The sequence below is a fragment of the Dactylosporangium fulvum genome (assembly GCF_025137375.1).
Taxonomy (GTDB): domain Bacteria; phylum Actinomycetota; class Actinomycetes; order Mycobacteriales; family Micromonosporaceae; genus Dactylosporangium; species Dactylosporangium fulvum.
This window is the reverse complement of the sequence record NZ_CP073720.1, coordinates 6,218,544-6,225,054: the sequence shown is the minus strand read 5'-3', so window position 1 is coordinate 6,225,054 and position 6,511 is coordinate 6,218,544. Positions and strand designations below refer to the sequence as shown.

At 72.8% G+C, this 6,511-nt stretch carries 6 protein-coding genes; 4 read left to right on the top strand and 2 right to left on the bottom strand.

What is annotated here, in order from left to right; genetic code table 11:
• Nucleotides 1-10: 10 nt before the first annotated feature.
• The 4 genes from Dfulv_RS29075 to Dfulv_RS29060 are packed head-to-tail and all read left to right on the top strand — an operon-like array spanning nt 11 to nt 4,419.
• Nucleotides 11-1,276 (top strand): activator-dependent family glycosyltransferase, encoded by a 1,266-nt coding sequence (locus Dfulv_RS29075; protein ID WP_259856810.1) that lies wholly within the window; start codon nt 11-13, stop codon nt 1,274-1,276.
• Between the two features lie 11 nt (nt 1,277-1,287).
• Nucleotides 1,288-2,229 (top strand): hypothetical protein, encoded by a 942-nt coding sequence (locus Dfulv_RS29070; protein WP_259856809.1) that lies wholly within the window; start codon nt 1,288-1,290, stop codon nt 2,227-2,229.
• A gap of 25 nt (nt 2,230-2,254) precedes the next feature.
• The gene (locus tag Dfulv_RS29065) at nt 2,255-3,226 is read left to right on the top strand and encodes a hypothetical protein (RefSeq protein WP_259856807.1); all 972 of its coding nucleotides are present in this window, start codon (nt 2,255-2,257) and stop codon (nt 3,224-3,226) included.
• Nucleotides 3,223-4,419, top strand: coding sequence for a macrolide family glycosyltransferase (locus tag Dfulv_RS29060; protein WP_259856805.1), 1,197 nt, complete (start codon nt 3,223-3,225; stop codon nt 4,417-4,419). The genes Dfulv_RS29065 and Dfulv_RS29060 overlap by 4 nt, the downstream gene beginning before the upstream one ends.
• An 8-nt stretch (nt 4,420-4,427) precedes the next feature.
• Here Dfulv_RS29060 and Dfulv_RS29055 read toward each other — a convergent pair whose 3' ends face one another.
• Nucleotides 4,428-5,192: an NAD-dependent epimerase/dehydratase family protein gene (locus tag Dfulv_RS29055; RefSeq protein ID WP_259856804.1), complete on the bottom strand. Its 765-nt coding sequence runs from the start codon at nt 5,190-5,192 to the stop codon at nt 4,428-4,430.
• A gap of 63 nt (nt 5,193-5,255) precedes the next feature.
• Nucleotides 5,256-6,461, bottom strand: coding sequence for a cyclic dehypoxanthinyl futalosine synthase (gene mqnC / locus Dfulv_RS29050; protein ID WP_259856803.1), 1,206 nt, complete (start codon nt 6,459-6,461; stop codon nt 5,256-5,258).
• Nucleotides 6,462-6,511: the final 50 nt, after the last annotated feature.

Sequence of the window (6,511 nt, the reverse complement as noted above, 5' to 3'; positions counted from 1 at the left end):
AGGAGCCGCCATGCGCGTCCTGTTCGCCACCCTGCCGGAGAAGTCGCACCTGTTCTGCATGACCCCACTGGCATGGGCGATGCGGGCCGCCGGCCACGAGGTGCGGGTCGCCAGCTCGCCCGCGTTCACCGACGTCATCGCCCGTACCGGCATGACCGCCGTGGGGGTCGGCGACAACAGCAACATCAGCTCGGCGATGGCGCAGCACCGCGAGTCGCAGGAGGTCGAGCCGGTCGACTGGAGCGAGCTCGACCCGGCGAAGCTGACCTGGGAGCGGGAGCTGGAGCGGGCGCAGATGGGGGCCTGGGGCTTCGCGTACTACAACGAGCCGATGATCGACGACCTGGTGGCGTTCGCCCGGCACTGGCGGCCCGACCTCGTCGTGTGGGACCCGTTGACGTACGCCGGCCCGATCGCCGCCCGGGCCGCCGGCGCGGCGCACGTGCGCTCGATGTGCTTCGCCGACGTGTGGGTGATGAAGCGGCAGCTGTTCGCCGGGCTGCGCGACGAGCAGCCGCTGGAGCAGCGGCACGACCCGATGGCGGAGTGGCTCGGCGGGCGCGCCGAGAAGCTGGGCGGCGCCTTCACCGAGGATCTCGTCGCCGGCCAGCTGACACTCGACCCGTTGCCCGAGCGGCTGTCGGTACCGTCGGACGTGCGCCGGGTGCCGATCCGGTTCGTGCCCTACAACGGCCCCGCCGTCGTGCCGGACTGGCTGGCCGAGCCACCGGACCGGCCCCGGGTGTGCCTGAGCCTCGGCGCGGCGAACACCGAACGCTACGGCGGCGACTACGTGGCGAAGGCCTCGATCCTCGAGGCGCTGGCCGACCTCGACGTCGAGGTCGTCGCCGCCCTGCTGCCGGCACAGGTGAGCGAGCTGGCGACGGTCCCGGGCAACGCCCGTGTCGTCGAGTCGGTGCCGCTGCACGCGCTGCTGCCCAGCTGCGCCGCCCTGATCCACCACGGCGGCTTCGGCAGCTACGCCACCGCGCTGGTCCACGGCGTGCCGCAGCTGTGCGTGTCGACCCCGGTGGCCGATCAGACCCTGCGCGGCACCGGCCTCCAGCGCGCCGGTGCCGGCCTGCTGGTGCCGCACCACACCGCGAGCCCCGAGGTCGTGCGCGACGCGGTCCGGCGGCTGGTGGAAGAGCCCGGGTTCGCCGCCGGTGCGGCGGCGCTGCGCGACGAGGCGCTGGCCCGGCCGGCGCCGGCGGCGGTCGTCGGCGAGCTCGAACGATTCGCCGCCGACCAACGCCCGCCGGCGTGGACGGCCTGAGAGGAGCCGCCGTGAGCGTCGCGTTCATCCTTGGTCAGAAGAACCTCAACTACGAACCGGCCGGGCTCATCGCACTGTACGAGCAGTGCACCGCCGTGCGGGACATGTACACGAAGGCGGCCGAGTGGACCGGCTTCGAGGCGCGGCTGCTCGTCCGGCTGGTGGAGGACGAGTCGCTGCGCGCCCGTACGACGTCGATCGGGCTCGCCGCGGCCATGCTCGGCATCGCCGACGTGCTGGGGGAGCGGGGCGTCCGGCCGGCCATCGTCGGCGGGATCAGCCTCGGCGCCATGGTCGCCGCGGCCCTGGCCGGCGCCGTGCCCCGCCGTCAGGTCATGGAACTGCTCGCCCACACCGGCCCCGACGACGGCCCCGAGCGGCCGGACCGGCCCGAGGGGTGCGCCGCCGTGGTGCTGCCGCTGGGCCAGACGTACGAGGACTTCTACGGCACCCGCCCCGGCGTGTGGTTCAGCGGCGACTTCGGCATGCACACCAGCGGCGCCTTCCGCATGCTGCTGCTCAGCGGCTACCGCGACGCCCTCGACGACCTGGCCGCCGGCTACCCCGCGGAGTACTTCGTCTTCAGCGAGGAGGAGGTCGCCGTGCACAGCCCGCTGCGGCACCGGGCGCGGGACGTCGTCGCGCGGCTCGCCGCCACCATGGACTTCACCGACCCGCGGGTGCCGATGTGCTCCTCGCTGGAGCCGCGCGTCCTGCACAGCGCCGCGCTGGTCCGCGGCGAGTTCAGCCGCAACGTCGTCGAACCCGTGCGGACCGACCACCTCAGCGGCCAGATGCGTCGCATGGGCACCCGGCTCGGCGTCGTGCTCGGCCCGACCCTGCCCCGCGACGGGTTCGAGTTCCCGTTCCCGGTCGTCTACGTCGACGCCCCGGAACACCTCGACCACGTCGTGGCCGCGATCCACGAGCACGACGCGCTGCTGGCCTCGTAGCGAACCTCCCGGAAAGGCGACTCCTGTGAGCCTCGCATTCATCTTCGGCACCAACCTGCTCAACTATGATCCGCGCGGCGTGGCCGAGTTCCACGCCGCCAACCCGGTCATGCAGCGTGTCTACGAGCGGGTCGGCGAGTGGACCGGCCTCGACGAGGACCTGCTGCTGCGCCGCCGGGAGGACGACGACCCCGACCCGGAGGCCCGTTCCAGGCACGGCTCGGTGGCCCTGGCCGCCGCGATGGTCGGTATCCACGACGTGCTCGGCGAGCAGGGCATCCACCCGGGCGCGGTCGGCGGGCTCAGCCTCGGCTCGATGGTCAGCAGCTGCCTCGCCGGCGTGCTGCCCCGGCAGGCGCTGTTCGAGCTGCTGATGCGCATGGACCATGTCGGGCCGCAGGACCCGGACGGGCGGGCCGAGGGTGTCGCCGTCGCGTTCCTGCCGGTGGACCAGGAGGAGGAGCTGCTCGTCGAGCCCAAGCGCGACGGCGTGTGGCTGGCCGGCGACTTCGGCACCCACCCCACCGGCACCTTCCGGATCCTGCTGCTCAGCGGCTACCGGGAGGCCCTCGAACAGCTCGCCGCCGAGACCACCGTCGGCTCCGTGCAGGTCCAGGAGGCCAACACCGTGGCCGTCCACACCCCGCTGCGCGCCCCGGTCCGCGACTCCATCGCGCGGGTCACCGCCGGCGTCGCGCTCGCCGATCCCGTGCTGCCGCTGTGCTCCTGCCTCGAGCCGCGCACTCTCACCACCGCCGCGGAGGTGGCGGACATGTTCAGCCGCAACGCGGTCGAGACGATCCGCATCGACGCCATGAGCGGCGAGATGCGCCGGCACAAGACCCGGCTCGGGCTGGTGCTCGGCCCGTCACTGCCGCGCGGCTGGATCGACTTCCCGTTCCCGGTGGTCCACGTGGAGTCGCCGGCCGACCTGCCCGGCGTGATGGCCGGCATCTTCGAGCACGGTGTCGTCCTGCCGCCGCGGCGGGTCAGGTGAGCGCCCCCGCCGGCGGGCACGTCGCCGTTTTTGTCCTCCCCGACTACGGGCACGTGAACCCGACGTTCGAGATCACCCGGCACCTTGTCGAGCGCGGCCACCGGGTCACGTACGTGCTCACCGAGGACTACCGCCCGGCGGTCGCCGCGGCGGGTGCGGGGCTGGTGGCCTACGACACGGCCCGCCGGCGGCTCGGCGCCGGGCACGTCGACGCCGACCGGATCTCCGAGCTCGGCCTGGACATCCTCGCCGACACCACGGCGCGGGTGCTGCCGGCGGCCCGGGCCGGGTTCACCGGCGCCGACCGGCCCGACCTGATCCTCTACGAGTTCGAGAGCTTCGTGGCGGCGCGCATCCTCGCCCGCGAGTGGGGCTGCCCGACGCTGCAGTTCTTCCCGTACCTCGCCTCCAACGACCAGTATTCGCTGCACGCGGAGATCTTCGACCCGGACTCGCCGGCGGTGCACCACGGCGTCGAGGAGATCCTGCGGGTCCTGGCCACCGTCGAGCCGGACCCGGCCGCGCAGTGGGCGATGATGGCGCCGTTCGACGAACGAAACCTGGCGCTGCTGCCGCAGGCCCTGCAACCACGGGGCGAGACGTTCGACGAGCGGTTCACGTTCGTCGGCCACTGCCTGCCGCAGCGCCCGCCCGCAGCGGCATGGGAGCCGCCCGGCCCCGACGTGTCCGTCGCGCTCGTGTCGATGGGCACCGAGTCCAACGACCGGGACAGCGTGTTTCGGCTGTGCGCCGACGCGTTCTCGGACAAGGACTGGCACGTCGTCATGACACTGGGGCGGGGCAAGACGCTCGGCGCCGACCTCGCCGCGGTCAACATCGAGGCGCACGAGTGGCTGCCGCACCTCGCCGTCCTGCCGCACGCCGCGGTGCTCGTCTGCCACGGCGGCATGGGCAGCATCCTTGAGGCGCTGTACTTCGGCCGCCCCGTCGTCGTCGTGCCGCACACGCCGGAGCACGTGGTGAACGGCCGCCGGCTCGCCGAGCTGGGTGTCGGCCGGATGCTGCCGTCCGGGGACGTCGATCCGGGCACGCTGCGCGCCGTGGTCGACGAGCTGGCCGGCGACCCGGCGACGATGATCCGGGTCGGGCGGTTGAGCGAGCAGATCCGCGCGGGCGGCGGTGCCGCGCGGGCGGCCGACGTCGTCGAGCACCTGTTGCGGGCCCGGCCGTGAACAGACCCCTACCGTGACGGCGCGGGGATCGCGCGGTCGAGGTACCAGTCGAGCAGCATGTCGAGGTAGGCGGGGCCGATCAGCGTCTTCGCGTCGAAGTCCGGCACCAGCGCCCGCAGCCGCTCCAGCGACACCTCCGTGCGGGAGACCGGGCCCGGCCGGTACACCCGGTCCGGCGTCATCCGCAGCCGGTCCGCGACGCCGTCGATGATCTCCTCGACCGGCCACGGCAGCCCCGACGCGACGTTGAGCACGACGTCGCGCGCCTCGGCGGCCAGCAGCCGGTCGATCGCGTGCACGAGGTCGCGGACGTCGAGCAGGTCCCGGTGCGCGCCGCGGTGCACGGTCACGGTGCCGCTGCGCACCTGCTGCACGATCGCCGGCAGCAGCTGGTGCGGCCGCTGGTGCGGCCCCACCATGTGGCTGAGCCGCAGCACCAGGAACGGGATGCCGGCGGCCCGCACGCAGGCCTCCAGCGCCAGCTTGTGCCGGCCGTACACCGACGGCGGGTACAGCGGCCCGTCCTCGGTTGCGGGGGCCTCGGTCGTGCCGTACATCGCGAAGGACGCGGTGGAGAAGTACAGCAGGGTCCGTCGCTCGTCCCGGCACCGGTGCAGCGCGGCGTAGAGCGTCTCGGCCTCCCGGTCCAGCTGGCCCGGGTCGGTGACGGAGGTGCTCGACACCCCCGCCGCCAGCGCCGTCACGTCGGGGAAGCGGTCCCCGAACGCCTCGCCGAGATTCCTCGCCAGGAATCCGTTGCCGATGATCTGCATGTCACCCTCCCGACCGGGGCGGCGCCGGCGGATCACCGGCGCCGCGACAGCCACCCGCGCGGCTCATCCGACCGGTGTCACCTTCAGCAGCCGCTGGGGCTCGACCGCGCCGACGCCACCGCCGTCGACCGCGATGGACGACAGGTGCGACACGACGCGGTCGTCGACCGGGTCGTCCGCCGGGTCCTCGAGCACCCGCAGGTGCTCATACGTCGTGCTGCGCTGCGCCGGCACCCGCCCGGCGGCGCGGATCAGGTGGATCATCTCCAGCAGGTTGGAGCGGTGCTTCGCGCCCGCGGAGGACACCACGTTCTCCTCCAGCATCACCGAGCCGAGGTCGTCCGCACCGTAGTGTAGCGACAGCTGGCCGACCTCCTTGCCGGTGGTGAGCCAGGAGCCCTGGATGTGCGCGACGTTGTCGAAGAACAGCCGCGCGATCGCGATCATCCGCAGGTACTCCAGCGTCGTCGCCTGCGTCCGGCCCTTCAGGTGGTTGTTCTCCGGCTGGTAGGTGTACGGGATGAAGGCCCGGAACCCGCCGGTGCGGTCCTGCACGTCGCGGACCATCCGCAGGTGCTCGATCCGCTCGGCGTTGGTCTCGCCGGTGCCCATCAGCATCGTGCAGGTCGACTCGACGCCCAGGTCGTGCGCGATCTCCATGATCTCCAGCCAGCGCTCGCCGCTCTCCTTCAGCGGCGCGATCGCGTTGCGGGCGCGGGCCGGCAGCAGCTCGGCGCCCGCGCCGGCGAACGAGTCGAGACCCGCGGCGCGGATCCGCTCGATCGCCTCCTTCGGCGTCACCCCCGACACCTTCGCCATGTGCTGTACCTCGGACGCGCCGAGGGAGTGGATGACGAGCGACGGGAAGGCCTCCTTGATGGCGGCGAACATCCGCTCGTAGTACTCGACGCCGTAGTCCGGGTGGTGGCCGCCCTGGAACATGATCTGGGTGCCGCCCAGCTCGACCGTCTCGGCGCAGCGGCGCAGGATGTCGTCGAGGTCGCGCTCCCAGCCCTTCGCGCTCTTCGGCGGGGCGTAGAAGGCGCAGAACTTGCACGCGGTCACGCAGACGTTGGTGTAGTTGATGTTCCGCTCGATGATGTACGTCGCGATGTGCTCCACCCCGGCGTAACGGCGGCGGCGCACGGCGTCGGCGGCCTCACCGAGAGCGTGCAGCGGCGCGGAGCGGTACAGCTCCAGGGCCTCCTCGGGGGAGATGCGTTCCCCCGCGGCGGCTCGGTCGAGCACCGCGCTGGCAGATCGGTCCATGTCGGAGCCTTTCGGGAAGTGACGATGTCCGTGCGCCGGGCCGGTCCGGC

Excerpts from the sequence above, each read along its gene's own strand:
- Dfulv_RS29075 (WP_259856810.1), top strand. The coding sequence starts at position 11 with ATGCGCGTCCTGTTCGCCACCCTGCCGGAGAAGTCGCACCTGTTCTGC.
- mqnC (WP_259856803.1), bottom strand. The coding sequence starts at position 6,461 with ATGGACCGATCTGCCAGCGCGGTGCTCGACCGAGCCGCCGCGGGGGAA.
- Dfulv_RS29055 (WP_259856804.1), bottom strand. The coding sequence starts at position 5,192 with ATGCAGATCATCGGCAACGGATTCCTGGCGAGGAATCTCGGCGAGGCG.